The sequence below is a fragment of the Pseudacidovorax sp. genome (assembly GCF_017991995.1).
GTDB lineage: Bacteria > Pseudomonadota > Gammaproteobacteria > Burkholderiales > Burkholderiaceae_C > Xenophilus.
Map to the genome: position 1 here is coordinate 126756 of NZ_JAGOPN010000013.1, position 23520 is coordinate 150275.

Genomic DNA, 23520 nt, shown 5'->3' on the forward strand with positions numbered 1-23520 from the left:
CCGGAGCTGCGCGGGTGGCGAAATTGGTAGACGCACCAGGTTTAGGTCCTGACGCCAGCAATGGTGTGGGGGTTCGAGTCCCCCCCCGCGCACCAGCATCCTTCATTTGGAAGAGATTCACACCATGACCGTGAACGTTGAAACCCTCGAGAAGCTCGAGCGCAAGATCACCCTGACGCTCCCCGTGGAGACGATCCAGGCGGAAGTCGATTCGCGGCTCAAGCGGCTGGCCCGCACCGTCAAGATGGACGGCTTCCGTCCGGGCAAGGTGCCCATGAGCGTCGTGGCCCAGCGCTACGGCTACTCGGTGCAGTACGAGGTGATGAACGACAAGGTCGGCCAGGCCTTCTCGCAGGCCGCCAACGAGGCCAAGCTGCGCGTCGCCGGCCAGCCCACCATCACCGAAAAAGAAGGTGCGCCCGAGGGCCAGGTGGCCTTCGACGCCGTCTTCGAGGTGTACCCCGAGGTCAAGATCGGCGAGCTGGCCGAGGCCGAGGTCGAGCGCGTGTCCACCGAAGTCACCGACGAGGCCATCGACCGCACCGTCGACATCCTGCGCAAGCAGCGCCGCACCTTTGGCCTGCGCTCGCAGGACAGCGCCGCCGCCGACGGCGACCGCGTGACGGTCGACTTCGAAGGCAAGATCGACGGCGAGCCCTTCCAGGGCGGCAAGGCCGAGGACTTCCAGTTCATCGTCGGCGAAGGCCAGATGCTCAAGGAGTTCGAAGATGCCGTGCGCGGCATGAAGGTGGGCGACAGCCGCACCTTCCCGCTGGCCTTTCCGGCCGACTACCACGGCAAGGACGTGGCCGGCAAGCAGGCCGACTTCATGGTCACCGTCAAGAAGATCGAGGCCGCCAACCTGCCCGAGATCGACGAGGCCTTCACCAAGTCCCTCGGCATCGGCGAAGGCACGGTCGAGGCGTTGCGCGACGACATCCGCAAGAACCTCGAGCGCGAAGTCAAGTTCCGCCTGCTGGCGCGCAACAAGACGGCCGTGATGGACGCGCTGCTGGCCAAGTCCGAGCTGGACCTGCCCAAGTCGGTGGTCCAGTCCGAGATCGACCGCATGGTCGAAGGTGCCCGCGCCGAGCTCAAGCAGCGCGGCATCAAGGACGCCGACAAGGCCCCGATCCCCGCCGACGTGTTCCGTCCGCAGGCCGAGCGCCGCGTGCGCCTGGGCCTGGTGGTGGCCGAGCTGGTGCGTGCCAACAGCCTCGAAGCCAAGCCCGAGCAGATCAAGGCCCACATCGAAGAGCTGGCTTCCAGCTACGAGAAGCCGGCCGACGTGGTGCGCTGGTACTACGGTGACAACCGCCGCCTGGCCGAGGTCGAGGCCGTGGTCATCGAGAACAACGTGACCGAATTCGTCCTGGGCAAGGCCAAGGTCAGCGACAAGGCCGTCGGCTTCGACGAGCTGATGCAGCAGCAAGGTTGATTGCCTTCTGATCGTTCCTTCGTGGGGCTTGTGCCGTGCGGCACAGGCCCCATTTGCTTTCCAGCACCGGCTTCGCGGGCGGCAATGTCCGCCGCCTGAAGCCCGGCATGCGGCGCAGTACAGTTGCGCCATCTTTTGCGGAGAAACCCAATGAGTGCACAGGAAACCCAAGCCCTCGGCCTGATCCCGATGGTCATCGAGCAGTCGGGCCGTGGCGAGCGGTCCTTCGACATCTACTCGCGCCTGCTCAAGGAGCGCGTCGTGTTCCTGGTGGGCGAGGTCAACGACCAGACCGCCAATTTGGTGGTCGCGCAGTTGCTGTTCCTGGAGAGCGAGAACCCCGACAAGGACATTTCGCTGTACATCAACTCGCCGGGCGGCAGCGTGACGGCCGGCATGTCGATCTACGACACCATGCAGTTCATCAAGCCCGACGTGTCGACCATGTGCCTGGGCTTCGCGGCCAGCATGGGCGCCTTCCTGCTGGCGGCCGGGGCGCCGGGCAAGCGCTACTCGCTGCCCAACTCCAAGGTCATGATCCACCAGGTGCTGGGCGGCGCCCGTGGCCAGGCGACGGACATCGAGATCCAGGCGCGCGACATCCTGCGTACCAAGGACCAGATGAACCGCATCCTGGCCGAGCGCACGGGTCAGCCCTTGGAAAAGATCAAGAACGACACGGAGCGCGACTACTACATGACCGCCGACGAGGCCAAGGACTACGGCATCGTCGATCAGGTCATCTCGCGGCGTGGCTGATGCGGGCGCACCGGCGGCAATGCCGGTGTCCGTCCTAGGAAAAACGGCGTTTTTCCCTGCGGAAAACGCCGTTTTTCCTTTCGCTATCATTGGTTCATTACTGTTTTGGGCATCCGTTCATGGCCGAGAAAAAAGGCTCTTCCAGCGAGAAAACGCTTTATTGCTCCTTCTGCGGCAAGAGCCAGCACGAGGTCAAGAAGCTGATCGCCGGCCCTTCCGTTTTCATCTGCGACGAGTGCATCGACCTGTGCAATGAAATCATCCGCGACGAACTGCCCGCCGGCGGCGATGCGCGGGAACAGGGACGCGGCGACTTGCCGACCCCGACCGAGATCAAGGGCAACCTCGACAACTACGTGATCGGCCAGGAGGCGGCCAAGCGCATGCTGGCGGTGGCGGTCTACAACCACTACAAGCGTCTCAAGCACAAGGAACGGGCCAAGGGCGAGGACGTCGAGCTGTCCAAGAGCAACATCCTGCTGATCGGCCCCACCGGCTCGGGCAAGACGTTGCTGGCCCAGACGCTCGCGCGCCAGCTGGACGTGCCGTTCGTCATGGCGGACGCCACCACGCTGACCGAGGCGGGCTACGTGGGCGAGGACGTCGAGAACATCATCCAGAAGCTGCTGCAGAGCTGCAATTACGACGTCGAACGCGCCCAGCGCGGCATCGTCTACATCGACGAGATCGACAAGATCTCGCGCAAGTCCGACAACCCGAGCATCACCCGCGACGTGTCGGGCGAGGGCGTTCAACAGGCGCTGCTCAAGCTGATTGAAGGCACCATGGCCAGCGTGCCGCCGCAGGGCGGACGCAAGCACCCCAATCAGGATTTCCTGCAGATCGACACCACCAACATCCTGTTCATATGCGGTGGCGCCTTCGCGGGGCTGGAAAAGGTGATCGAGGCGCGTACCGAAGCCTCGGGCATCGGCTTCGGCGCGCTGGTGCGCAGCAAGCAGCAGCGCAGCCTGACCCAGGTGTTCAGCGAGGTGGAGCCGGAAGACCTGATCAAGTTCGGCATCATTCCGGAGCTGGTCGGCCGTCTGCCGGTGGTGGCTTCGCTGGCCGAGCTGAGCGAAGACGCGCTGGTGCAGATCCTGACCGAGCCACGCAATGCCGTCGTCAAGCAGTTCTCCAAGCTGCTGCAGATGGAAGGCGTGGAGCTGGAAGTGCGGCCCGCCGCCCTTCGTGCGGTGGCGCGTAAGGCGCTGGCGCGCAAGACCGGCGCCCGTGGCCTGCGCTCCATCCTTGAAGGTGCCCTGATCGACACCATGTTCGATCTTCCCACGGCGTCCAACGTGGAAAAGGTGGTGGTCGACGAGTCGACCATCGAAGAAAACAAGGCGCCGCTTCTCGTCTATCGCGAGGCGGCCAAGAAGGCCTGAAGAGGAACACCATGTCCGGTCACATTCCCCTGCCGTCCGATCCCATCGATCTGCCGCTGCTACCGCTGCGCGATGTGGTGGTGTTCCCTCACATGGTCATCCCACTGTTCGTGGGCCGGCCCAAGAGCATCAAGGCGCTCGAGCTTGCCATGGAGGCCGAGCGCCGCATCATGCTGGTCGCGCAGAAGGCTGCCGCCAAGGACGAGCCCTCGGTCGACGACATGTTCGAGGTGGGTTGCGTCTCGACCATCCTGCAAATGCTGAAGCTGCCGGACGGCACCGTGAAGGTGCTGGTCGAAGGCCAGCAGCGCGCCCGCGTGGCGCGCATCGAAGACAGCCAGACGCATTTCTCGGCCAATGTGGTGCCGCTTGAAGCGGCCGGTGCTGCGGGTACCGAGGTCGAGGCGCTGCGCCGCGCGGTGATGCAGCAGTTCGACCAGTACGTCAAGCTGAACAAGAAGATCCCGCCCGAGATCCTCACGTCCATCGCCAGCATCGACGATGCCGGCCGCCTGGCCGACACCATCGCCGCTCACCTGCCGCTCAAGCTCGACAACAAGCAGGCCGTGCTGGACCTGTCGAACGTGCAGCAGCGGCTGGAAAGCCTGTTCTCGCAGCTGGAGCGCGAGGTCGACATCCTCAACGTCGACAAGAAGATTCGCAGCCGCGTGAAGCGGCAGATGGAGAAGAACCAGCGCGACTTCTATCTGAACGAGCAGGTCAAGGCCATCCAGAAGGAACTGGGCGAGGGCGAGGACGGCGCGGACATCGAGGAGATCGAAAAGAAGATCATCGCCGCCAAGATGCCCAAGGACGCCCGCAAGAAGGCGGACGCCGAGCTCAAGAAGCTCAAGCTCATGTCGCCCATGTCGGCCGAGGCGACGGTGGTGCGCAACTACATCGATGTGCTGGTCGGCCTGCCCTGGAGCAAGAAGACCAAGATCAAGCACGATCTGGCGAACGCCGAGACGGTGCTCAATGAGGACCACTATGGCCTCGAGAAGGTCAAGGACCGGATCCTCGAATATCTTGCGGTCCAGCAGCGCGTGGAAAAGGTCAAGGCGCCCATCCTGTGTCTCGTCGGCCCACCGGGCGTCGGCAAGACTTCCCTGGGGCAATCCATCGCCAAGGCGACGGGCCGGAAGTACGTGCGCATGGCGCTCGGCGGCATGCGCGACGAGGCCGAGATCCGCGGTCACCGACGCACCTACATCGGCGCGCTGCCGGGCAAGGTGCTGCAAAGCCTGAACAAGGTGGGCACGCGCAATCCGCTGTTCCTGCTGGACGAGATCGACAAGCTGGGCACGGACTTCCGTGGCGATCCGTCGTCGGCCCTGCTGGAGGTGCTCGATCCCGAGCAGAACCACACCTTCGGCGACCACTACGTCGAGGTCGATTTCGACCTGTCGGACGTGATGTTCGTCGCGACGTCGAACTCGATGAACATCCCGCCGGCGCTGCTGGACCGGATGGAAGTGATCCGCCTGTCGGGCTACACCGAGGACGAGAAGACCAGCATCGCCCTGAAGTACCTGCTGCCCAAGCAGATGGGCAACAACGGCGTGAAGGACGATGAGCTGCTGGTGACCGAGGACGCGGTGCGCGACATCGTGCGCTACTACACCCGCGAGGCCGGCGTACGTTCGCTGGAGCGCGAGCTCTCCAAGATCTGCCGCAAGGTGGTCAAGGGGCTACTGCTCAAGAAGCTGACGCCGAAGGTGACCGTGGACAGCGAGAACCTCCACGAATTCCTGGGTGTGCGCAAGTACAGCTTCGGTCGTGCCGAGCAGCAGAACCAGGTGGGCCAGGTGGTCGGGCTGGCGTGGACGGAGGTGGGCGGCGACCTGCTGACCATCGAAGTGGCCACGGTGCCGGGCAAGGGCGTCATCACCCGTACCGGCTCGCTGGGCGACGTGATGAAGGAGTCGGTCGAGGCCGCGCGCACCGTGGTGCGCAGCCGCGCTCGTCGCCTGGGCATCAAGGATGAGCTCTTCGAGAAGAAGGACATCCACATCCACGTGCCCGATGGCGCGACGCCCAAGGACGGCCCGAGCGCTGGTATTGCGATGACGACGGCGCTTGTTTCGGCGTTGACAGGTATCCCGGTGCGCAGCGACGTGGCCATGACTGGCGAGATCACCCTGCGTGGCGAGGTCACGGCCATCGGCGGTCTGAAGGAAAAGCTGTTGGCGGCTCTGCGCGGAGGCATCAAGACCGTGCTGATCCCCGAGGAGAACGCCAAGGATCTGCAGGACATCCCCGAGAACGTGAAGAACGGCCTCGAGATCGTGCCGGTCAAGTGGATCGACAAGGTGCTTGAAGTGGCGCTCGAAAAGCAACCCAAGCCGCTGTCGGAAGAAGAGGTGGCGGCTTCCGCCGCCGCCATGGCCGAGCTGTCCAAGCAGCGCGCCGGCGAGCCGCGCACCGAAGGGTCGATCAAGCATTGAAGAATTTCGGGTCGGCGCTTGCGCTGGCCCGAAAAAGAGCCCTATAATCTAAGGCTCGGTTCTGCGGGAATAGCTCAGTTGGTAGAGCGCAACCTTGCCAAGGTTGAGGTCGACGGTTCGAGACCGTTTTCCCGCTCCAGTTTTAAGGAGGAAGCCGCAAGGCTTCTTCCAGCGTCCGATCAAGACGCGGGAATAGCTCAGTTGGTAGAGCGCAACCTTGCCAAGGTTGAGGTCGACGGTTCGAGACCGTTTTCCCGCTCCAGTTTTGGAGGAAGCCGCAAGGCCTCTTCCAGCGCCCGATCAAGACGCGGGAATAGCTCAGTTGGTAGAGCGCAACCTTGCCAAGGTTGAGGTCGACGGTTCGAGACCGTTTTCCCGCTCCAGTCTTCAGGTCCAAGACCGTCTTGTCTGCCCCTCACGGGAGTTCAGCAAGGCGGTTTTGTTTTGTGCCTGCTCCTTTCCCATCCTGGGCGACGGTGACGGCGTTTCGGCGTGCTGCCGGTTCCAGATCGTGGTGGCGTCGCGCCCCATGAGGCGGCGCCGGACCCGCGCCGTATCCGGCGCTGTGGGCTGCGCGTCGCGTCCGGCGCTTCGGGCCGCTACCAGTCCTCCTTGACCGCCAGCACCATGTCCTGCGAGGCGGCGGCACGCGCGGAGAACCAGGCGGTGAGTGTTCCTGCCCCGATCACCGCCATGCAGAGCGCGGCCAGCCGTCCAGGTGGCAGCAGCATGTCCATCGTCCAGTGGAAGCTCTGGGGATTGACCACCTTCACCAGCACGGTGGCCACGGCGATGCCCAGCCCCAGTCCTGCCAGCGCGCCGATGCCGGTCCAGGCGGCGCCTTCGCCGGCGACGAGGCGGCGAACCTGGCTCGGCGTGAAGCCGAGGTGCGCCAGAAGGCCGAATTCCTTGCGCCGCGCGAGCACCTGCGCGCTGAAGCTGGCCGCGATCCCGAACAGGCCGATGGCAATGGCCACGGCCTGCAGCCAGTAGGTCACCGCAAAGCTGCGGTCGAAGATGCGCAGCGACACCGCGCGCAGCTGCGCGGTCGATGCGATGTCCAGTGCGTCAGCCGAACCAAGCCGGACGCGCGCGAGCCCGTCCAGCGCCTGGCGGATGCGTGCTTCGTCCGCGCCGGCGGCTTGCCACAGCGACAGCTCGCTCGCCGCGCCATCGCTGGTCAGGGCCTGGTAGTCGTCCCGGCTGATCGCAATGGCGCCGAACTGTCGTGCGTAGTCCCGCCACACGCCGGCCACGAAGAAGCGGCCCGCCGGAAGTCCGAATGCCGCATCGAGCGACACCAGCGTGCCGCCCACGCGCGCGCCATGCAGCGACAGCATGGGCTCGCTGACGTAGATAGGGATGCGGCCGGGCGGTGCGGACAGCGTCGGCCCCGTCAGCGGCAGGCTGTCGCCGGGCGCTTCCGGGTCGATGGAGCGGGCGAGCAGGCTCACGGTGGGCGCCGCGGGATCCAGTTGCAGCAGTCGGATGCGCTGCGGCGCGACCCGCGCCACCCCGGGGATGGCCCGCGCGGCCGCTACGAAGTCGGCATCGAACGGCGCCAGTTCGCCCGTTGCGGCACCGGCCGCGCGGACATAGAGGTCAGCCGGCAGTACGACGTCCAGCCAGCGCGTGACCGATTCGCGGAAGCTCGCGACCATGACGGTGAGCGCCACCGACAGCGCCAGGCTGGCGACGACCCCGCTCAGGGCGATGGCGGCGGTGCCCCTCATGCGCCGCGCGCGCTCGATCGCCATCAGCGGCAGCAGTCGGCCCGCAAGGCGTGGCGCCAGCCACCCGTAAAGGGCCTGGATCAGCCACGGCAGGGCGGCGATGCCCCCGACCAGCAGCAAGGCCACCGAGGCATAGGCGGCCAGCGGCATGCCCAGGACCGGTGGGACCAAGGCGAGTGCGCCGCCGGCGCCCATCAGGGTGAGGGCCGGCCACAGGCGGCCGCCCCGGCCCGAGGCGTCGCCCAGGCCCTTGAGCGTCTGCGCCTCTGGTAGGCGTTGCGCGGCGCGCGCCGGCCACCAGCCGCCGGCCAGTGCGGCCAGCGTGCCTAGCACGCCGTAGGCGAGCGTGGCTGCCGGGTCGACGCGCAGGGGCGGTGTCACGTCGCGGAAGTAGCCCCCGCCCAGGTCGCCGCCGAGCAGCCGGAGGGCGGCCCAGGCCAGCGCCAGCCCGAGCGCCAGACCCGCGGCGCTGCCGACGGCCCCCAGGGCCAGCGACTCGGCCAGCACCAGGCGCAGCCGCTGCCGCGCGGTCAGCCCCAGCACGCCGAGCAGGGCGAACTGCTGCGCCCGCTTGGCCACCGACAGGGCCAGCACCGAGAAGACCAGGAAGGCACCCGTGAACAGCGCCACCAGCGCGAGCACCGTGAGGTTCACGCGGTAAGCCCTGGAGAGGTTGCCGATGCGCTGGGCCTCGTCGGCCGGCTCGGCAAGCCGCAGGGCAGGCGTCCAGTCGGGCAGGGCGCGGATGGCCTGGGCGAGCGCCTCGCGGTCGGTGCCGGCCGCCAGGCGCAGGTCGATGCGGCTCAGGCGCCCCTGCCGGCCCAGGAGGGCCTGTGCGGCGCCGATGTCCATCACGGCCAGCGGCGGGCCGGCGGCCGCGACGGTGCCGGCGATGTCGAGCCGTCGGGCTGCGCCATCCGGCATGCGGAGTTCGAGCTGCTCGGCACCGCTGGCGAGCGATTGCCGCGCCGACGCGTTGAGGAAGGCGCGTTCCGGCAGCAGCATGGCCAGGCGATCGTCACCGCGGCCCGGAAAGGGCATGGGCATCAGGGAAGGCGAAATGGCAGGCAGCACCAGCGCGTCCAATCCAAGCAGGCGCAGGCTGGCCAGCCTGCCTTCGCGGGTGCGCAACAGCACCTGCGCCTCCAGCACCGGACTGAGCAGCGCCACCTGCCTCAGGCCGGCCAACTGCCCGAACAGGGCTTCGTCCAGATCGCCCTGCACCGCACGCACCTCCAGATCCGGCTGGCCGTTGACGGTGCGCGTCGCCCGCTGGAATTCGTCCAGCGCCGAGTTGTTGATCAGATGCACCGAGAACGCCAGCGCCACGCCCAGCATGACGGCCAGCACGGCCGCCAGATGGCGCCACGGATGGTGGCGGACCTCCTGCCAGGAGAAGGTGTTGAGCAGCGAACACATCGGGCGATTGTGGGGGCCGGGCGGGTGTCAAAGACGGTGAAGCGTTTCACAATGGGGTCATGGTTGCTGGCGTGAACGTTGAATCGATCGAAAGGGCCACACTGGCCGCGGTGCCCCCCGATGCCCTGGAGGAATTGCCGGGCTGGCTGCTGGCACTGGACCGCGGCACGGTGGGCCGGGCGCGCAGCGCGGTGCCCCTGCACCACGGCGTGCAGGACCCGTCGGTCCTTTCCCGCATCGAGGCGGCCTACGAGGCCTATGGCCTGCCGGCCGTGCTGCGCCTGCCCATCGAGACGCCGGGCTTCGAGACGCTCACCGAAGCCTTGCGCCAGCGCGGCTACGTGCCGTCCCGGCCCACCCAGGTGATGTGTGCCGACCCGGCCACCGTGGCGGCCAACGGCCGGCCGGAGGCCGTCCAGATATCTCCCACGCCGGGCGACGACTGGGCCCGCGTCTACCTGGGCGAGGGCTTCGATCCGGTCGACGGTCAGAGCCGGGTCCGTCTGCTGCGCCGGGCTCGGGATGCGGTCTACGTCAGCCTGCGACTGACGCAGGATCTCCCGGGTGGCGAGGCAGGCGACGTGGCGGCCGTGGGCAGCGGCTGTTTTGCCGAGGGTTGGATGGGCGTGCACGGCATGCGCACCCGGCCGCGCTTTCGCGGCCACGGCTTCGCGCGTCAACTGATGGCGGCGATGGGTGCGGAGGCGGTGCAGCGTGGCGTGACCCGCACCTTCCTCCAGGTCGAGGCAGAGAACTACCTGGCGCGATCGCTCTATGCCCGGGTAGGCTTCTCACCGGCCTGGCTCTACGTCTACTGGCAGCGGCCTGGCGCGGACGCGTTGCTCAAGTAGGTGCCAGCGCAGCCGCTTCGGCGGCGTTCAGCGGAAACCGTCGGTGCGCAGGTGCAGCCGGCGGTCGGCCCGGGCGGCGGCAGCGTCGGAATGGGTGACCAGAACCAGGCTGGCGCCGTGGGCCCGCGATTCGGACAGCAGCAGGTCCATCACTTTCCCGGCCGTTGGCGGGTCCAGGTTGCCGGTGGGTTCGTCCGCCAGCAGCAGGCCGGGGCGATGGACCAGCGCCCGGGCAATGGCCACGCGTTGCAATTGACCACCCGACAGCGCCTGCGGCAGCCGCTGGCCCAGGCCCTGCAGGCCGACCGCCTCGAGCATCTGCGCGACGCGCTGCGCCATCTCCTGCTTGCGGCCCAGCAGCATCAGGGGCAGCCCCACGTTCTGGGCGACATCGAGGTGGGGCAGCACATGGAAGGCCTGGAAGACGAAGCCGACATGCGCGCGCCGCCACAGCGCGCGCTGCTCGGCGTCCATGGTGCCGAGGTCCCGCTGGCCATGCAGCACGCGCCCCTCGTCCCAGTGGTCGAGGCCAGCCATGCAGTTCAGCAGCGTCGACTTGCCGACGCCCGACTCGCCCACGATGGCCACGAACTCGCCCGGCGCGACCGTCAGGTCCAGGTGGCGGAACACCGGTCGCGCGTCCGCGCCCTGGCCATAGAACTTGCCGAGTCCCTCGATGCGGAGGGGTACGGCGCGCGAGGCCGTCTCCTTCGCGCGCCCGTCGGGCGCCGTTTCTGGGTGGGGGCGGCGGTTCATGCCCCGTCCTTCGCAAGCGCCTGCCGGACCCGCGCCACCACCTGATCGGCCGCGGTCGTCGCGTCGCAGGCGATCACTTCGCGACGGCGCATGCTGCGCAACCAGGTGATCTGGCGTTTCGCCAACTGGCGGGTTGCGGCCACGCCCCGCTCGCGCAACTCGGCGAGTTCCGCGCGCGTGGGGAATCGGCCTTTCGTGGCATCGAGCATCTCCCACGCCTGTCGATAGCCGACGCAGCGGATCGAGGGCAACGCCGGGTCCAGGTCGCTGCGCTGGCGCAGGCGCCCGACTTCGTCGAGGAAGCCGCCGGCCAGCATGGCGTCGAAGCGCTGCGCGATGCGCGCGTGAAGCCAGGCCCTGTCCTCGGTCTCCAGCGAGAGGAGCAGGGCCTCGCCGCTCGCCAGCGGATCAGGGGTCGGATCCTCGCCCTCGCGGCGATGAAAGGCGGAGAGGGGCCGGCCGCTGCTCATCCAGACCTCCAGCGCCCGCTGGATGCGCTGGCTGTCGGCAGGCGCCAAGCGGGCGGCGGTGTCCGGGTCGACCTCCGCCAGACGGGCATGCATGGCCGGCCAGCCGTGCTCGGCGGCCTCGGCGTCGATGCGCCGGCGCAGTTCCGGATCGGCGGCCGGCATCGCGTCCAGCCCGTCGAGCAGCGCCTTGAAGTACAGCATCGTTCCACCGACCAGCAGGGGGAGGGCACCGCGCTGGCGGATCTGGTCGATCAACCGCTGGGCGTCGGCCACGAAGGCGGCGGCGCTGTAGCGCTCGGCCGGGTCGAGGATGTCGATCAGGTGGTGCGGCACGGCCGCGCGCTCGTCCGGCGTGGGCTTGGCGGTGCCGATGTCCATGCCACGGTAGACCAGGGCCGAGTCGACGCTGACCACTTCCACCGGCGTCGGCAGCGCAGCCGCCACGGCCAGCGCGGCGGCAGTCTTGCCGCTGGCGGTAGGGCCTGCCAAGGCGATGTAGCGCAGGTGCGCGGTCATGTGCAGGGGCCGCTCGGCACGGGCGCCGGGCGCGGTGAACGTCTGCCGCGCGGGGCAAGGTCAGGCGAGGGGGGAGAGCAGGAAGCCGGGAAGCACGCGGGCATCCTGCCGAGGGTAGCAAATCGCCCGGCGCCCGCCGCAGCGAGGGGTGGCCAGGCCGCGCTCAGGTGCCCAGCGGCTGGGGCGGCTTCACCGCCTGCGGCACGGCGGCGCCACCCGCGGGGCGGCTCAGGCCTGCCGTCGGCTCGCCCGTGGCGAGAGCTGGGGTGCCAAGTGCGCGTTCCTTCATCTGGAACAACTGGGCCAGCGCGGCGCGGTACTGCGCCTCCCCGACGGAGTTGGTGCTGTGGTGGGAGCCGCCTTCGACCAGCACGAACATCTTCTGGCCCGTGGCCGCCTCGTAGAGCTTGCGGCCCAGGGTGGGATTGATCAGGGTGTCGTTCGAGCCATGCACCACCAGCAACGGCGAGCCGATGGACTTGACCTTCGCCAGCGACTCGAAGCGCTGGGTGATGAAGGGCTTGAAGGGCAGCCAGCCCCATTTGAAGCTGCTCACCACGTCCGAGATCGAGGTGAATGTGCCTTCGACGATGGTGCCGGATTCGTCGCGCACATCGGCGGCCAGGTCGATGCCGATGGCGCCGCCCAGCGAGTGACCGAAGATGTAGCGGCGCTGCTTGGGGTACTTGGCGGCCAGCCATTTCCAGGCGGCGCGCGCGTCTTCGCGGGCGGATTCCTCGGAGGGCAGCGTCTTGGTGCTCTTGCCGAAGCCACGGTAGTCGATGGCCAGCACCGAGAAGCCGAGCTCGTGCATGCGGCGGATGCGCGGCGCCGAGCCGGAAACGTTGTAGCGCGCGCCGTGCAGGTACAGCATCACGGGCGTGTCGCGCGACATCGGCGCGTCGCCCAGCCACAAGCCATGGAGCCGCACGTCATCGCCATCGGGCGTGCGGTAGTCGATCCACACGTCGTCCATGCCCGCCGTCATTTCGGCAGTGTTGCCCCAGCTGAGGTCGCTGGGCTGAAAGATCCATTCGCGCTGTTGGGCGTCGAGCGTGGAGCATCCTGCACCGACCAGGACGGTGAAAGACAGGGCCGACGCGATGAGGGACCAACGTTTCATTGGGCAAACAGAGACCGGATGGCGGGTCGAAGTTCACAGGGATTTGCAACTGCGGCCCCTGAGCACCGTGTGGGTGACGGCCCGTTACAGGCCTTGCACACCCTTGCCCGCATGCAACGGGCGTGCCCGCCTTTCCGACGACCGTGTAAACCCCAGTGCCAGCGCCGTGTAGGAAGTTGCCTACACAAGCCCCGGCGCGGGCGCGTTCCCGCCCAGCCGTCTCAGCGCCCGCGCAGGAACAGTCCGTCGAGATCGCGCACGCTCAGTTGCCGCCAAGTGGGGCGCCCGTGATTGCACTGGTCGGAGCGGTCGGTGGCTTCCATCTGGCGCAGCAGTCCGTTCATTTCGTCCAGCGTGAGCCGCCGGTTGGCCCGCACGGCGCCGTGGCAGGCCATGGTGGCGAGCAGTTCATGCTGGGCGCGCTGGATGACGGTGGTGGCTTCGTGCTGGGCCAGCTCGGCCAGCACGCTGCGGGCCAGGGCCACCGGATCGCCGTCGGCCAGGGGCGCCGGCACAGCGCGCACCGCGAGGGTGCGGGGCGAGAAGGGCGAGACCTCCAGTCCCAGGGCGCCGAGTACCTCCGAGCAGGTCTCGGCCGTGGCCACCTCTTCCGGCGTGGCCGCGAAGGTGGCGGGAATCAGCAGTGGCTGGCTGGCGATCGCATGGCCGTCGAGCTGGGTCTTCAGGCGCTCGTAGACGATTCGTTCGTGCGCGGCGTGCATGTCGACGATGACCAGGCCCTGGGTGTTCTCGGCCAGGATGTAGATGCCCTGCAGTTGCGCCAGTGCACGGCCCAGCGGCCAGTCGCTGGCTGCCGCGGCAGTGACCTCCGGCGGTGTGGAAGAGAGGCGCAGGGCGCCAGCCGCCGCGCCGCCGGCGGTCCAGGGGGGCTGGAGGGGGGCGCCCCCCAGGCCGCTGGGCAGGGTGGGGGCGGCCTCTTGGTCCGCCCCCGGGGCCGCCGCTGCAGACGGTGCCGCAGGCGCGGTGGGCCACATGGCCGCCCAATCGCCGGCACCCCGCTCGGCTGCGAACGGAATGCCGGACTGCCGCCATGCCGGCGCCGCAGCAGGCGCGTCGTAGCCTCGCAGCAGCGGGGCGGGCCGGCCGGTACCGCTGTCGTCCGTGCTCGCCGCGCCGGCCGCGCGTGGGGCCGCCAGGGCGTTCTCGATGGCATGGCGCACGGCGCTGTGCACTTCGCGGCCATCGCGAAAGCGCACCTCGATCTTGGTGGGGTGCACGTTGACGTCCACGCGCGTCGGATCGATCTGCAGGTGCAGCACGAACACCGGCTGGCGCTGACCGTGCAGCACGTCCTCGTAGGCGGCACGCACCGCGTGCAGCAGCACCTTGTCGCGCACGAAGCGGCCGTTGACGTAGAAGAACTGCTGGTCGCCCCGGCTGCGCGCCGCATCCGGCACGCCGGCATGGCCACGAACGTGCAGGGCGTCTTCGCCATGGTCGACCTGCACGCTCTGGCCAATGAAATCCTCGCCGAAGACGTCCGACAGGCGCTGGGCGGGCGTGTCCGCGATACGCCACTGCTCGACCAGCCGGCCTTCGTGCCAGATCGCGAAGCCCACGTCCGGCCGCGCCAGCGCATGGCGGCGCACCGCCTCGATGCAGTGCGCCAGTTCGGTGGCATCGGTCTTGAGGAACTTGCGGCGCGCCGGCGTGGCGAAGAACAACTCACGCACTTCCACCGTCGTGCCCTGGCTGCGGGCCGCAGGACGCAGTTCGCCCGTGCGGGCGTCCAGTTGCCAGGCGCTGTCCGCCCCACCGTGGCGCGACAGCAGGCTCAGCTCGGCGATGGAGGCGATCGAAGCCAGCGCTTCGCCGCGAAAGCCCATGGTGCCGACCGATTCGAGTTCGGCCAGGCTGGCGATCTTGCTGGTCGCATGGCGGCGCAGCGCCAGCGGCAGTTCGTCGCGCGGGATGCCGCCGCCATCGTCCTCGACGGCGATCAGCCGGACACCGCCGGCGGCCAGGCGCACCGTGATCTGGCTCGCCCCGGCGTCCAGGGCGTTGTCCACCAGTTCGCGCACGACCGAGGCGGGCCGCTCCACCACCTCGCCGGCGGCAATCTGGCTGATGAGTTCGTCCGGCAGGTCCCGGATGGGGCGCCGGGTGGCAGAGGAGGAGGAAAGGAGGGCGCTCACGGCGGGATTTTAAGAATCCGTCAACAGGCGGCCCGGATAATGCCGCGCCATGGACATCGTCGCCTTCCTGATTGACTTCATCCTCCACGTGGACAAGCACCTGGAGGCCTTCGTCGCCGCCTATGGCACCTGGGTCTATGTGCTGCTCTTCCTCATCGTCTTCGTGGAGACGGGCGTGGTGGTCATGCCCTTCCTGCCGGGCGATTCGCTGCTGTTCATCGTCGGTGCGCTGTGCGGCGCGGGGCTGATGAACCTCGGGATCGCCATCCCGGTGCTCCTGGCCGCGGCCGTCCTGGGGGACCAGTGCAATTTCGCCATCGGCCGCCACATCGGGCCCCGTGTCTTCCAGTGGGAGAACACGCGCTTCTTCAACCGCAAGGCCTTCGACCAAGCGCATGCGTTCTACGAGCGCTATGGCGGCATCACGATCGTGCTGGCGCGCTTCATGCCATTCATCCGGACCTTCGCACCCTTCGTGGCGGGCGTGGCCGCCATGAGCCGCTCCAAGTTCACGGCCTTCAACGTCGGCGGGGCCGTGCTGTGGGTGGTGGGCATCTGCGCGGCGGGCTACTTCTTCGGCAACCTGGCCTTCGTCCGCGAGCATCTGGACAAGATCATCTGGGCGCTGATCCTGGTGCCCGGCCTCATTGCCATCTTTGGCGCCTGGCGCGGTTCGAGGGCTTCGAGCGCGCCGGCCGCAACGGCGCGCTGAGGCTGCTCAGCGCAAAAACGCCGGGGGCCGCGTTCGCGGCCCCCGGCATTGATGGATGGCGTTCCGCTCAATAGCGGCGGCTGCCGTCCGGGTAATAGTACTGGTTGTTGTAGTTCTGCTGGTCGCGCTGGCGGCCGATCTCGTTACCGACCAGACCGCCGATGGCCGCGCCGCCCACGGTCGCGGCCGTATTGCCGCCGATCGCATTGCCCACGACGGCGCCGCCCAGCGCGCCGACGCCGGCACCCAACTGCTGATTCGGGCCCGCGGCGCAGCCGGCCATCAGGGCCGCCGCACCGATCGCGGCGGCAGAAATCCAAGTGCGAGTCTTCAACATGGTGTCCACCTTTCTGGAATGTGATGGGCGCATGGTGTGCTCGTCGGTCTCTTCGCGCCTGTAGGAGCGGTCCGCCGGCCGCTGTGCGTCGCGGCGGTCCCGCCCTGAGAGACGCCGCGCGCGCGGCGCGAAGGCCGCCGCATTACAGCGCGCGGCTGCGCGCGAGAGGCGGGTTCTGGCCGAAATAGCGGTGGATGCCCTTCAACAGAGCGTCCGCCATCTCCTCCTGATAGGCCACGCTGCGCAGCTTGGCTTCTTCTTCCGGATTGCTGATGAAGGCCGTCTCCACCAGCACGCTCGGGATGTCGGGCGCCTTGAGCACGGCGAAGCCGGCCTGCTCGACGTCGCCCTTGTGCAGCCGGGCGCCGATGCGGCGGAATTCGCCCAGCATGGCGCCACCGAGCTTCAGGCTGTCCTTGATCTGCGCGGTGGTGCTCATGTCGAACAGCGCACGCTGCACCTGAATCTCGTGCTCGCCGATGCTGATGCCCCCGACCTGGTCGGACTGGTTCTCCTTGTTGGCCATCCAGCGGGCGGCACTGCTGGAGGCACCGTTCTGGCTAAGCGCGAACACGCTGGCGCCGCGCGCCGCCGGCGTGGTGAAGGCGTCGGCATGGATGCTGATGAACAGGTCGGCCTGCACGCGCCGCGCTTTTTGCACCCGCACGTTCAGTGGCACGAAGAAGTCGTCGTCGCGGGTCATGAAGGCGCGCATCGGGTTGCCGCCCAGGGTGCTGCCATTGATGCGGTCGCGCAGGCGCCGGGCCACCTGCAGCACGATGTCCTTCTCGCGCGTGCCGTTGGGGCCGATGGCGCCAGGGTCTTCGCCGCCGTGTCCGGGATCGAGCGCCACGATGATGATGCGGTCGGTGCGTGTGGAGGTGGCCACGTTGGGCTCGGGCCGCTGTGGCCGCGCAGGCGCCGGGCGCGGCGCCTCGGCCACGACCGGGGGCGCCGCCGGCGCCACGGGCGTGGGCGGCGCAGGCGGGGGCGGACGGACGGCCTTCTGCGCGATCAGGTCCCCCAACGGATCGGTGGCCGGGACGGGCCGTGCCGGCACGGGGGGCGGGGCCTGGACCACCGGCGGCGCCACCGCCACGGCAGGGGGCGCAGGCGGCAGCGGGGCGGCAGGCGATGCGCCGGTGCGGGTGTCGCGCAGGCGCTCGGCGATCAGCGATTCGAGCGGGTCGAGCGCTTCCTGCGGGTACAGGTCGAGCACCAGCCGGTGCTTGTAGGCCGCCACGGGCGCCAGCGAGAAGACCTGCGGCCGCACGGTCTGCTTGAGGTCGAACACGATGCGCACCATGGTGGGCGTGTTCTGGCCCACCCGCAGCCCGGCGATGTAGGGATCGTCGGCCTTGACCTTGCCGACCAGGTCGCGCAGGGCCGGGTTGAGGGTGATGCCCTCGATGTCCACCGCCAGGCGGGGCGGGTCGCCCACCACGAGCTGCTGCGACTGCAGCCGCGCATCGGACTCGATGGTGATGCGCGTGTAGTCGGCGGCCGGCCACACGCGCACGGCCACGATGGAGGCGCCGTGCGCGATCTCGGCCGCGCCCATCAGCAGCACCAGGCTGCCCGCCTGTTGCAGCCAGCGCCGGCGCTCGGGCTGCACGGGGAGCAGGGCGTGGGTCATGGGCGCAGCCTCGGCATCGTCGGCGGTTGCGGCGGGAGGGTGGGATGGCGTGCGGCGACGGCTCATGGCGCAACAGCCGCCAGCAGGGCCTGGCCGTTGGGGGTGAAGGCGCGCAACTGCACGCGGCGCACGTCGTCGGCGTCTGGGGTCATGGCTTCGATGTGGATGGCGAGGTCCTCGGTGGGCAGGTAGCCGGCCGCCTGGCCGGGCCACTCGGCCAGCTTGAGTCCGGGGCCGGCAAAAAGGTCCCGGAACCCGGCGTCCTCCCACTCGCGTGGATCGCTGAAGCGGTAGAAGTCGAAGTGGTAGACCGGCCGGCCGTCCTGCGTCGTGTGCGGCTCCACCACGGCATACGTGGGGCTCTTGATGCGGCCCTGGACGCCGAGCGCGCGCAGCAGGTGGCGCACGATGGTGGTCTTGCCAGCGCCCAGGTCGCCGTGCAGCGCGATGAACGCGTGGCCCAGCTCGGGCCGGGCCTGCATGGCTTGCGCCAGCGACTGGGCAAAGCGGGCGGTGTCCTCCTCGCCCTGCCAATGCAGCGTGCGGGAGGCGATTTCTACAATCGGGCGGTGACTGCGGTCGATGCTCAACTCGTGGCTCGGATTCGTGCGTGGGCCGGGGAGCTCGGATTCTCCCAAATCGGCATCGCGGGCATCGACCTGTCCGACGCAGAGCCCGGCCTGGCGGAATGGCTGGCCCAGGGCTTCCATGGCGAGATGGGGTATATGGCGGCGCACGGCATGCGTCGCGCCCGGCCTGCCGAGCTGGTGCCGGGCACCCTCAGCGTCATCACCGCCCGCATGGACTACCTGCCGCGCGAGACGCCGGAAGACTGGCAGGCCGTCGAATGGGCACGGCTGGATCGGCCCGGCGAGGGCATCGTGTCGCTCTATGCCCGGGGGCGCGACTACCACAAGGTGCTGCGGGCCCGGCTGCAGAAGCTGGCCGACCGGCTGGCCGCCGAGATCGGACCCTTCGGCCACCGCGTGTTCACCGATTCCGCGCCCGTGCTGGAGGCCGAGCTGGCCAGTCGCAGTGGCCAGGGTTGGCGCGGCAAGCACACGCTGGTGCTGAGCCGCGAGGCGGGCTCCATGTTCTTCCTGGGCGAGATCTATGTCGACATCGCCCTGCCGCCGACCGAGCCGGTGGCGGCGCACTGCGGCCGCTGCACGGCATGCATCGACGCCTGCCCGACCGGCGCCATCCTCGGGCCGCACCGGCTGGACGCGCGACGCTGCATTTCCTATCTGACCATCGAGCACGCGGGAGTCATCCCGGAGGCGCTGCGCCCGGCGATGGCCAACCGCATCTATGGCTGCGACGACTGCCAGCTCGCCTGCCCCTGGAACAAGTTCGCGCAGCGCAGTGCACTGCCGGACTTCGATCCGCGCGAGGGCCTGACGGGCGTCACGCTGGCGCAGCTTTTCGCATGGACCGAGGACGAGTTCCTGCGCCGCACCGAAGGCAGCCCCATCCGCCGTATCGGCCATGAGCGCTGGTTGCGCAACATCGCCGTCGCGCTGGGCAATGCGTTGCGGCAGGGCGATGCGTCGGCCGCAGCGGCGCTGCTGTCGCGGCGCGACACCGCCGCGCCCCTGCTGCGCGAGCACATCGACTGGGCGCTGGCGCAGGCGCCCACCGCCGCGCGCGCCTGAGGCCGGCACTCAGCGCGGCAGGCTGAGCGCGAAGGGCAGGCTGACGATGCCCAGCAGGGTCGACAGCGTCACCAGCGCCGCGACATACGCGCCGTTGTAGCCCATACGCGCTGCGAGCACGTAGGCGCTCGATGCGGTGGGCACGGCCGAGAAGGCCATCAGCACCGCCGCCTGGGCCCCGTGCAGCCCCAGCAGCCGGCACAGGCACCAGGCCACCAGCGGCAGCACCAGGTGCCGGATCGACAGCACCGCGACGCCCAGCGCCTTGCCGCGGTTGAGTGCGCCGAACTGCATGCCTGCGCCCGCTGCCAGCAGGCCGAGCGCCAGCGAGGCGGCGCCCAGCCGGCCGAGCGTCGGCTGCATCCAGTGGGGCACCTGCAGGCCCAGCAGGTTGATCACCAGCCCGCTGGCCGTCGCGATGATGAGCGGATTGCGCACGAGCTGGCGCAGAAACCCGCTGTTGGCATGCCGCGCCATCGGCCACACCGCCGCGACGTTCATCAGCGGCACGCACACGCCGATCAGCACCGCGATCACCAGCAGGCCCTCGGCGCCGGCCAGGCGCTCGGCCACGGCCAGGCAGATGAAGGAGTTGAAGCGGAAGGCCACCTGGGCGCTGGCCGCGTGCTCGCGCCGGTCGATGTGCCGTCCCAGCCAGGGCAGATGGGGCAGCGCATACGCGAACGCGATGCCGGCCAGTCCCACGCCCAGCCCGGCGGCCAGCAAGTGCGTGGCGGAGCCAAAGTCGATGGGGCTCTTCACGATCGAATGGAAGAGCAGGACCGGGAAGAGAAAGTAATACACCAGGCTCTCCACCTGGTCCCAGACCCGGCGGTCCAGCGCGGTGTAGCGGCACAGCAGCCAACCGCAGGCGATGAGGGAGAAGTCCGGAAACAGCAGCTGCGCGTAATTCACCCGGGGAGCATAAACGGGCCGCTTATAGGTATTCCCTCAAGGTCCGGCAGCAGGGCTGCCGCTAGGATGCGCCGCACGCGGGAAGCGAATCCGCCCATTTCAAGAAACGAACCTGGAGTCAAACCGATGCAACGTCGCCACTGGAACGCCATCGCCGCCGCTGCCCTGCTGGGCTCGCTGGCTGCCCCCGCCGCCTGGGCGCAGGGCTATCCCGACAAGCCGATCGAACTGCAGGTGCCCTTCGCTCCCGGCGGCACCACCGACATCGTGGGCCGCGTCATCGCCGATCCGCTGGGCAAGATCCTGGGCCAGCCGGTGGTGGTCACCAACAAGGCCGGCGGCGGCGGCGTGGTCGGCGCGTCCGAGACGGCCCGCGCCGCGCCCGATGGTTACAAGCTCGGCGTGGCCACGGTGTCGAGCACGGCCGCCAACCCGGCGATCAATCCCAAGACGCCGTACGACCCGATCAACGACTTCACGCCCATCATCAACATCGCCGCCACGCCCAACGTGATCGCGGTGCATCCGAGCTTTCCGGCCAAGGACTACGCCAGCTTCGTGGCCGAGCTGAAGAAAAACCCCGGCAAGTACTCGTACAGCTCGTCCGGCACCGGCGGCATCGGCCACCTGCTGATGGAGCTCTACAAGAGCATGACCGGCACCTTCGTCACGCACATCCCGTACCGCGGCGCCGGCCCCGCCCTCAACGACACCGTCGGCGGCCAGGTGCCGATGATCTTCGACAACCTGCCCTCGGCGCTGCCCTTCATCAAGGCCGGCAAGCTGGTGCCCATCGTGGTGGCGGCGCCCCAGCGCCTGAAGGACCTGCCCAACGTGCCCACCTTCAAGGAGGTCGGTCTGGAGCCAGTGAACCGCATGGCGTACTACGGCATCCTCGGCCCCAAGGGCCTGCCGAAGGACGTGGTGGACAAGATCAACGCAGGCACGCGCAAGGCGCTGGAAGACCCCGCCGTGCGCAAGCGTATCGAGGACACCGGCTCGATCATCGTGGCCAATACGCCCGAACAGTTCGCCGCGCAGATCAAGGCCGAGTTCGCGATCTACAAGGACGTGGTGAAGAAGCAGAATCTCAAGCTCGACTGAGCGTTCTGTTCTTGCCCTGCCCGCCGCTGCGGGCGCGGCGTTCTCTGGAGCCGCCCTCGGGCGGCTTCCTGTTTTTCCGCATGTCCATGACCCCTCCGGCCTCCACCGCCGCCACGCCATCGCCTGCCGACATCGACGACTTCATCGACGCGCTGTGGCTGGAGGAGGGCCTGTCGCGCAACACGCTGGCCGCGTACCGGCGCGACCTCTCGCTGCTGGCGCAATGGCTCGCACCCCGCGGCGTGACACTGCCGGCGGCGCGCGAGAGCGATCTACAGGCCTATATGGGCGAGCGGCTTGCGCAGCGCGGCAAGGCCACCTCGGCCAACCGCCGGCTGACGGTGTTCAAGCGCTACTTCCGCTGGGCGCTGCGCGAGCACCGCATCGTGGCCGACCCGACCCTGCGCCTGCTGCCTGCGCGCCAGCCCGCGCGCGTGCCCAAGACGCTGAGCGAGGCGCAGGTGGAGGCGCTGCTGGGCGCGCCCGACATCGCCACGCCGCTGGGCTTGCGCGACCGCGCGATGCTGGAGCTGATGTACGCCAGCGGCCTGCGCGTGAGCGAGCTGGTGGGCCTGCGCCTGGTCGACCTCGGCCTGCAGGAGGGCGTGCTGCGCGTGATGGGCAAGGGCAGCAAGGAGCGCTTGGTGCCCTTCGGCCAGGAAGCCGAGCGCTGGATCGGCCGCTATCTGGCCGAATCCCGGTCCGCCATCCTGGGCGGCCAGCAGAGCGGCGACCTGTTCGTCACCGCGCGCGGCGCCGGCATGACGCGGGCCATGTTCTGGGTGATCGTCAAGAAGCACGCCGAGGCGGCGGGCGTGCGTGTGCCGCTGTCGCCGCACACGCTGCGCCATGCCTTCGCCACGCATCTGCTCAACCACGGGGCCGATCTGCGGGCGGTGCAACTGTTGCTCGGGCATGCCGATATCTCCACCACCACCATCTATACCCATGTGGCGCGTGAACGCCTGCGCCAGCTGCATGCGCGGCACCATCCGCGTGGCTGAAGCCGGGCGGCTGGCCGCCTGCGGCAGCCGAAGCCGAGGGCCGCTGGCATGATCCGGCCATGATCTTTACGACCGATTCCTACCTGCGCCGGCGCCTGTGCCGCGGCGCTGTTCTCGCGGCCTGTGGCGCGGCCCTCGCGGCCACCGGCCTGCCGGCCCTGGCCCAGGACCTGCCCAAGACTGTGCGCCTGATCGTGGCCTATCCGCCCGGCGGCGTGGCCGACGTGGTGGCCCGCACCCTGGCCGAGCGGCTGGCGGCGCAGACCGGCAGCACCTTCGTCGTCGACAACAAGGCGGGCGCCAGCGGCACCATCGCCATGGAGGCCATCGCCAAGGCCGCACCGGACGGCGCCACGCTCGGCTTCTCGGCCATCAGCCCGCTGGTGCTGAGCCCGCATCTGGGCAAGCTGCCCTACGACCCGCTGCGCGACCTGCTGCCGGTGGCCAGCGTCATGTATTCGCCGGTGGTGTTGCTGGCCACCTCGGCCGAGGGCAGCGCGGACATGCGCGCCGTGCTGGCGAAGGCGAAGGCGCAGCCCGGCGCGGTGCGGTGGGCGACCTCGGGGCCGGCATCGTTGGGACACATCATGCTGGAACAACTGCGCGCGACGGCCAAGGTCGACATCACCCATGTGCCCTACAAGGGGGGCGGCCAGCAGATGACGGATGCGCTGTCGGGCCAGTTCGAGGTGCTGTCCACGAACGCGGGCCCGGCGGTGGCCATCCAGGTCAAGGCCGGCAAGCTGCGGCCCCTGGCTGTGGGCGCCCCGGCGCGGCTGGAGAGCCTGCCCAACGTGCCGACCCTCACCGAGCTGGGCTTCAAGGACGCCAACCTCTCTTCGCAGTTCGGCGTCTTCGCCCCGGCCGGGTTGCCGCAGCCCTTGCAGGCCCGTTTCAACACGGAGATCAACACCGCGCTGCAATCGCCCCAGATGCGTTCGCGCCTGACCACCACCGACAACGTGCCGACCGGCGGAAGCCCCGCGGCCTTTGCCAAGGAGATCGCGGCCGAATACGAGAACAACGGCCGGATCATCCGCGCCGCGGGCATCAAGGCGGATTGAGTGGGCGCAAGGGGCGTGTTGGCGCGGGCGGCCCAGG

General features: G+C 68.9%; 19 protein-coding genes and 4 tRNA genes. 14 read left to right on the top strand and 9 right to left on the bottom strand.

Going from position 1 to position 23520, the window contains the following annotated elements; genetic code table 11:
- Window positions 1-8: 8 nt before the first annotated feature.
- The 8 genes from KBC94_RS18110 to KBC94_RS18145 all read left to right on the top strand — a co-directional run bounded on the left by KBC94_RS18110 (window position 9) and on the right by KBC94_RS18145 (window position 6415).
- Window positions 9-95, top strand: a tRNA-Leu gene (locus tag KBC94_RS18110).
- Window positions 96-124: 29 nt separating this feature from the next.
- A complete protein-coding gene (gene tig / locus KBC94_RS18115) occupies window positions 125-1438 on the top strand; it encodes a trigger factor (RefSeq protein ID WP_294373131.1) in 1314 nt (437 codons plus the stop codon).
- A 150-nt stretch (window positions 1439-1588) separates the two neighbouring features.
- Window positions 1589-2197, top strand: a complete 609-nt coding sequence (clpP, locus tag KBC94_RS18120) for an ATP-dependent Clp endopeptidase proteolytic subunit ClpP (protein ID WP_043112356.1) — start codon at window positions 1589-1591, stop codon at window positions 2195-2197.
- A 119-nt stretch (window positions 2198-2316) separates the two neighbouring features.
- Window positions 2317-3585, top strand: coding sequence for an ATP-dependent Clp protease ATP-binding subunit ClpX (clpX, locus tag KBC94_RS18125; RefSeq protein WP_294373134.1), 1269 nt, complete (start codon window positions 2317-2319; stop codon window positions 3583-3585).
- Between the two features lie 11 nt (window positions 3586-3596).
- Window positions 3597-6032, top strand: coding sequence for an endopeptidase La (gene lon, locus KBC94_RS18130; protein ID WP_294373135.1), 2436 nt, complete (start codon window positions 3597-3599; stop codon window positions 6030-6032).
- 63 nt (window positions 6033-6095) lie between these two features.
- Window positions 6096-6171: transfer RNA gene (locus KBC94_RS18135), tRNA-Gly, on the top strand.
- A gap of 47 nt (window positions 6172-6218) precedes the next feature.
- Window positions 6219-6294: transfer RNA gene (locus KBC94_RS18140), tRNA-Gly, on the top strand.
- A gap of 45 nt (window positions 6295-6339) precedes the next feature.
- A tRNA-Gly gene (locus tag KBC94_RS18145) sits at window positions 6340-6415 on the top strand.
- A gap of 216 nt (window positions 6416-6631) precedes the next feature.
- Here KBC94_RS18145 and KBC94_RS18150 read toward each other — a convergent pair.
- On the bottom strand, window positions 6632-9184 hold the full coding sequence (locus KBC94_RS18150; protein ID WP_294373137.1) for an FtsX-like permease family protein: 2553 nt from the start codon (window positions 9182-9184) through the stop codon (window positions 6632-6634).
- A gap of 71 nt (window positions 9185-9255) precedes the next feature.
- Here KBC94_RS18150 and KBC94_RS18155 point away from each other — a divergent pair, with 71 nt between their 5' ends.
- A complete protein-coding gene (locus tag KBC94_RS18155) occupies window positions 9256-10035 on the top strand; it encodes a GNAT family N-acetyltransferase (protein WP_294373138.1) in 780 nt (259 codons plus the stop codon).
- Window positions 10036-10062: 27 nt separating this feature from the next.
- Here KBC94_RS18155 and KBC94_RS18160 read toward each other — a convergent pair whose 3' ends face one another.
- The 4 genes from KBC94_RS18160 to mutL all read right to left on the bottom strand — a co-directional run bounded on the left by KBC94_RS18160 (window position 10063) and on the right by mutL (window position 15056).
- Window positions 10063-10791, bottom strand: coding sequence for an ABC transporter ATP-binding protein (locus KBC94_RS18160; protein WP_294373141.1), 729 nt, complete (start codon window positions 10789-10791; stop codon window positions 10063-10065).
- Complete coding sequence (miaA, locus tag KBC94_RS18165; protein WP_294373143.1) at window positions 10788-11777, bottom strand: tRNA (adenosine(37)-N6)-dimethylallyltransferase MiaA; 990 nt, start codon at window positions 11775-11777, stop codon at window positions 10788-10790. Before miaA ends, KBC94_RS18160 begins: the two co-directional genes overlap by 4 nt.
- Before the next feature lie 163 nt (window positions 11778-11940).
- Window positions 11941-12900: an alpha/beta fold hydrolase gene (locus KBC94_RS18170; protein ID WP_294373145.1), complete on the bottom strand. Its 960-nt coding sequence runs from the start codon at window positions 12898-12900 to the stop codon at window positions 11941-11943.
- A 221-nt stretch (window positions 12901-13121) separates the two neighbouring features.
- Complete coding sequence (gene mutL / locus KBC94_RS18175) at window positions 13122-15056, bottom strand: DNA mismatch repair endonuclease MutL (protein WP_294373146.1); 1935 nt, start codon at window positions 15054-15056, stop codon at window positions 13122-13124.
- A gap of 49 nt (window positions 15057-15105) precedes the next feature.
- Here mutL and KBC94_RS18180 point away from each other — a divergent pair, with 49 nt between their 5' ends.
- Window positions 15106-15768: a DedA family protein gene (locus KBC94_RS18180; RefSeq protein WP_294373148.1), complete on the top strand. Its 663-nt coding sequence runs from the start codon at window positions 15106-15108 to the stop codon at window positions 15766-15768.
- A 67-nt stretch (window positions 15769-15835) separates the two neighbouring features.
- Here the strand turns inward: KBC94_RS18180 and KBC94_RS18185 are convergent, their stop codons facing one another.
- The 3 genes from KBC94_RS18185 to tsaE form a co-directional block, all read right to left on the bottom strand.
- Entirely contained in the window at window positions 15836-16105 is a 270-nt protein-coding gene (locus KBC94_RS18185) for a glycine zipper domain-containing protein (RefSeq protein WP_017761537.1), read from the bottom strand.
- Between the two features lie 142 nt (window positions 16106-16247).
- Window positions 16248-17741: an N-acetylmuramoyl-L-alanine amidase gene (locus KBC94_RS18190; protein ID WP_294373151.1), complete on the bottom strand. Its 1494-nt coding sequence runs from the start codon at window positions 17739-17741 to the stop codon at window positions 16248-16250.
- A 62-nt stretch (window positions 17742-17803) separates the two neighbouring features.
- Window positions 17804-18325: a tRNA (adenosine(37)-N6)-threonylcarbamoyltransferase complex ATPase subunit type 1 TsaE gene (gene tsaE, locus KBC94_RS18195; protein ID WP_294373263.1), complete on the bottom strand. Its 522-nt coding sequence runs from the start codon at window positions 18323-18325 to the stop codon at window positions 17804-17806.
- Window positions 18326-18343: 18 nt separating this feature from the next.
- On the opposite strand from tsaE, the gene queG reads away from it, so the two are divergent.
- Entirely contained in the window at window positions 18344-19396 is a 1053-nt protein-coding gene (gene queG / locus KBC94_RS18200; RefSeq protein ID WP_294373265.1) for a tRNA epoxyqueuosine(34) reductase QueG, read from the top strand.
- Between the two features lie 9 nt (window positions 19397-19405).
- Here queG and KBC94_RS18205 read toward each other — a convergent pair whose 3' ends face one another.
- On the bottom strand, window positions 19406-20311 hold the full coding sequence (locus KBC94_RS18205; RefSeq protein WP_294373153.1) for an AEC family transporter: 906 nt from the start codon (window positions 20309-20311) through the stop codon (window positions 19406-19408).
- Window positions 20312-20437: 126 nt separating this feature from the next.
- Here KBC94_RS18205 and KBC94_RS18210 point away from each other — a divergent pair, with 126 nt between their 5' ends.
- From KBC94_RS18210 to KBC94_RS18220, 3 genes are all read left to right on the top strand, one after another.
- Entirely contained in the window at window positions 20438-21415 is a 978-nt protein-coding gene (locus KBC94_RS18210) for a tripartite tricarboxylate transporter substrate binding protein BugE (protein ID WP_294373156.1), read from the top strand.
- An 80-nt stretch (window positions 21416-21495) separates the two neighbouring features.
- The gene (xerD, locus tag KBC94_RS18215; protein ID WP_294373158.1) at window positions 21496-22419 is read left to right on the top strand and encodes a site-specific tyrosine recombinase XerD; all 924 of its coding nucleotides are present in this window, start codon (window positions 21496-21498) and stop codon (window positions 22417-22419) included.
- 59 nt (window positions 22420-22478) lie between these two features.
- Window positions 22479-23483 (top strand): tripartite tricarboxylate transporter substrate binding protein, encoded by a 1005-nt coding sequence (locus KBC94_RS18220; RefSeq protein ID WP_294373160.1) that lies wholly within the window; start codon window positions 22479-22481, stop codon window positions 23481-23483.
- The last annotated feature ends 37 nt before the right edge of the window (window positions 23484-23520 follow it).

Excerpts from the sequence above, each read along its gene's own strand:
- tig (WP_294373131.1), top strand. The coding sequence starts at position 125 with ATGACCGTGAACGTTGAAACCCTCGAGAAGCTCGAGCGCAAGATCACC.
- clpP (WP_043112356.1), top strand. The coding sequence starts at position 1,589 with ATGAGTGCACAGGAAACCCAAGCCCTCGGCCTGATCCCGATGGTCATC.
- clpX (WP_294373134.1), top strand. The coding sequence starts at position 2,317 with ATGGCCGAGAAAAAAGGCTCTTCCAGCGAGAAAACGCTTTATTGCTCC.
- lon (WP_294373135.1), top strand. The coding sequence starts at position 3,597 with ATGTCCGGTCACATTCCCCTGCCGTCCGATCCCATCGATCTGCCGCTG.
- KBC94_RS18150 (WP_294373137.1), bottom strand. The coding sequence starts at position 9,184 with ATGTGTTCGCTGCTCAACACCTTCTCCTGGCAGGAGGTCCGCCACCAT.
- KBC94_RS18160 (WP_294373141.1), bottom strand. The coding sequence starts at position 10,791 with ATGAACCGCCGCCCCCACCCAGAAACGGCGCCCGACGGGCGCGCGAAG.
- miaA (WP_294373143.1), bottom strand. The coding sequence starts at position 11,777 with ATGACCGCGCACCTGCGCTACATCGCCTTGGCAGGCCCTACCGCCAGC.
- KBC94_RS18170 (WP_294373145.1), bottom strand. The coding sequence starts at position 12,900 with ATGAAACGTTGGTCCCTCATCGCGTCGGCCCTGTCTTTCACCGTCCTG.
- KBC94_RS18180 (WP_294373148.1), top strand. The coding sequence starts at position 15,106 with ATGGACATCGTCGCCTTCCTGATTGACTTCATCCTCCACGTGGACAAG.
- KBC94_RS18185 (WP_017761537.1), bottom strand. The coding sequence starts at position 16,105 with ATGTTGAAGACTCGCACTTGGATTTCTGCCGCCGCGATCGGTGCGGCG.
- KBC94_RS18190 (WP_294373151.1), bottom strand. The coding sequence starts at position 17,741 with ATGACCCACGCCCTGCTCCCCGTGCAGCCCGAGCGCCGGCGCTGGCTG.
- KBC94_RS18210 (WP_294373156.1), top strand. The coding sequence starts at position 20,438 with ATGCAACGTCGCCACTGGAACGCCATCGCCGCCGCTGCCCTGCTGGGC.
- xerD (WP_294373158.1), top strand. The coding sequence starts at position 21,496 with ATGTCCATGACCCCTCCGGCCTCCACCGCCGCCACGCCATCGCCTGCC.
- KBC94_RS18220 (WP_294373160.1), top strand. The coding sequence starts at position 22,479 with ATGATCTTTACGACCGATTCCTACCTGCGCCGGCGCCTGTGCCGCGGC.